A 2049-nucleotide genomic window follows, 5' to 3' on the forward strand; every position below is an offset into this window, starting at 1 on the left:
CTTTACTCGGGGCCGAGCACACGTTCCTCACGTGCAATCGACCAGTCAATCAGTATGCGCCAGAGCTTTTCGGCCAGATCCGGGTCCATCCCCAGCGCGTCCGAGCTTGCGCGCACGCGTTGCACCACTTCTTCGACACGATCCGGAATGCGGGCCGGCAAGCCCTCCTCCGGTTTCAGCTCGGTCGCGCGGTCAATATAGCTTGCGCGCGTCACCAGCATGTCGATCAATTGCCGATCCAGCTGGTCGATCTGAGCCCGCAGATCCTGCATGGAAAAACAGTCTTGCGGCGGTGTCAGAGTGGGCATGTTCGTCTCCTCATGGCCCGGGGAGATCCCCGGACCACGAGATGTCTTATTCAGCAGCTTAGAACAAGCCTTCGATCTCACCTGCGTCATTGAGACAGATGCTTTCGGCGGCCGGTTTGCGCGGCAGGCCGGGCATGGTCATGATCTCGCCGCAGACCACCACGATAAAGCCAGCACCGGCGCTCAGGCGCACCTCGCGCACCGGAACCGAATGGCCGGTGGGCGCGCCGCGCAGGGTTGGGTCGGTCGAGAAGGAATACTGCGTCTTGGCCATGCAGACCGGCAGGTTGCCATATCCGGCGTCTTCCCATTCGTGCAGCTGGTTGCGGATCTTGGCGTCGGCCAGAACCTCGTCGGCGCGGTAGATGCGCTTGGCAATGGTTTCGATCTTCTCAAACAAAGGCATCTCATCGGGGTAGATCGGCGCGAAGTTGGCGGTGCCCCCTTCGACGATTTCCACAACCTTCTCGGCCAGCGGTGCCGAGCCTTCCGAGCCCAGCTCCCAATGCCGCGACAGAACCGCCTCGACCCCATGCTCGGCACAATAGTCTTTCACGGCCTGCACTTCCGCATCGGTGTCGGTGACAAAGTGGTTGATCCCAACCACAACCGGCACGCCGAAGGATTTGACGTTCTCGATGTGACGGCCCAGGTTGGCACAGCCCGACTTGACCGCATCAACGTTTTCCGCGCCCAGATCGGCCTTGGCCACGCCGCCGTTCATCTTCATCGCGCGCACGGTGGCGACCAGCACCACAGCCGACGGCGCAATGCCCGCCTTGCGACACTTGATGTTCATGAACTTCTCAGCGCCCAGATCAGCGCCAAAGCCTGCTTCGGTCACAACATAGTCGGCCACTTTCAGCGCCGTCTTGGTGGCGATGACCGAGTTACAGCCATGCGCGATATTCGCAAACGGGCCACCATGGACAAAGGCCGGGTTGTTTTCCAGCGTCTGAACCAGGTTCGGCTGCATCGCGTCCTTCAGCAGCACGGTCATTGCGCCTTCGGCCTTGATGTCGCGGCAATACACGGCTGTCTTGTCGCGACGGTAGGCCACGATGATGTCGCCCAGACGTTTTTCCAGGTCTTTCAGGTCGTTGGCCAGGCACAGAATCGCCATCACCTCGGACGCCACAGTGATGTCAAAGCCGGTTTCGCGCGGGAAGCCGTTCGACACACCGCCCAAAGACGCTGTGATCTGACGCAGCGCCCGGTCGTTCATGTCGACCACACGACGCCACGCGACGCGACGGGTGTCGATCTCGCACGCATTGCCCCAGTAGATGTGATTGTCGATCATCGCCGACAGCAGCGAATGCGCCGAGGTAATCGCGTGAAAATCCCCGGTGAAGTGCAGGTTCATGTCCTCCATCGGAACAACCTGAGCATAGCCACCGCCCGCAGCACCGCCCTTCATGCCGAAGTTCGGGCCAAGCGATGCCTCACGAATACAGATCATCGCGTTCTTGCCAATCCGGTTCAGACCATCGCCCAGACCCACCGTGGTCGTCGTCTTACCCTCACCCGCAGGCGTCGGGTTGATCGCCGTCACCAAAATCAGCTTGCCGTCTTCTCGACCCTGAACCGAATTGATGAACTCCTGGCTCACCTTCGCCTTGTCATGGCCATACGGCAGAAGATCGTCGCTGGAAATCCCAATCTTACCACCAATCTCCTGGATCGGCTGCTTAATGGCCTCTCGGGCAATCTCAATGTCAGATTTATAACTCATGTGGGC

The 2049-nt window shown here is 60.1% G+C and carries 2 protein-coding genes; both read right to left on the minus strand.

Going from position 1 to position 2049, the window contains the following annotated elements:
* Positions 1-2: 2 nt before the first annotated feature.
* Positions 3-308 (minus strand): chorismate mutase, encoded by a 306-nt coding sequence (locus tag Q1B21_RS22250; protein WP_298938596.1) that lies wholly within the window; start codon positions 306-308, stop codon positions 3-5.
* A gap of 58 nt (positions 309-366) precedes the next feature.
* Entirely contained in the window at positions 367-2043 is a 1677-nt protein-coding gene (locus tag Q1B21_RS22255) for a formate--tetrahydrofolate ligase (RefSeq protein WP_299893252.1), read from the minus strand.
* Between the last annotated feature and the right edge of the window lie 6 nt (positions 2044-2049).

Source organism: uncultured Ruegeria sp. (assembly GCF_947504215.1).
Classification (GTDB): Bacteria; Pseudomonadota; Alphaproteobacteria; order Rhodobacterales; family Rhodobacteraceae; genus Ruegeria.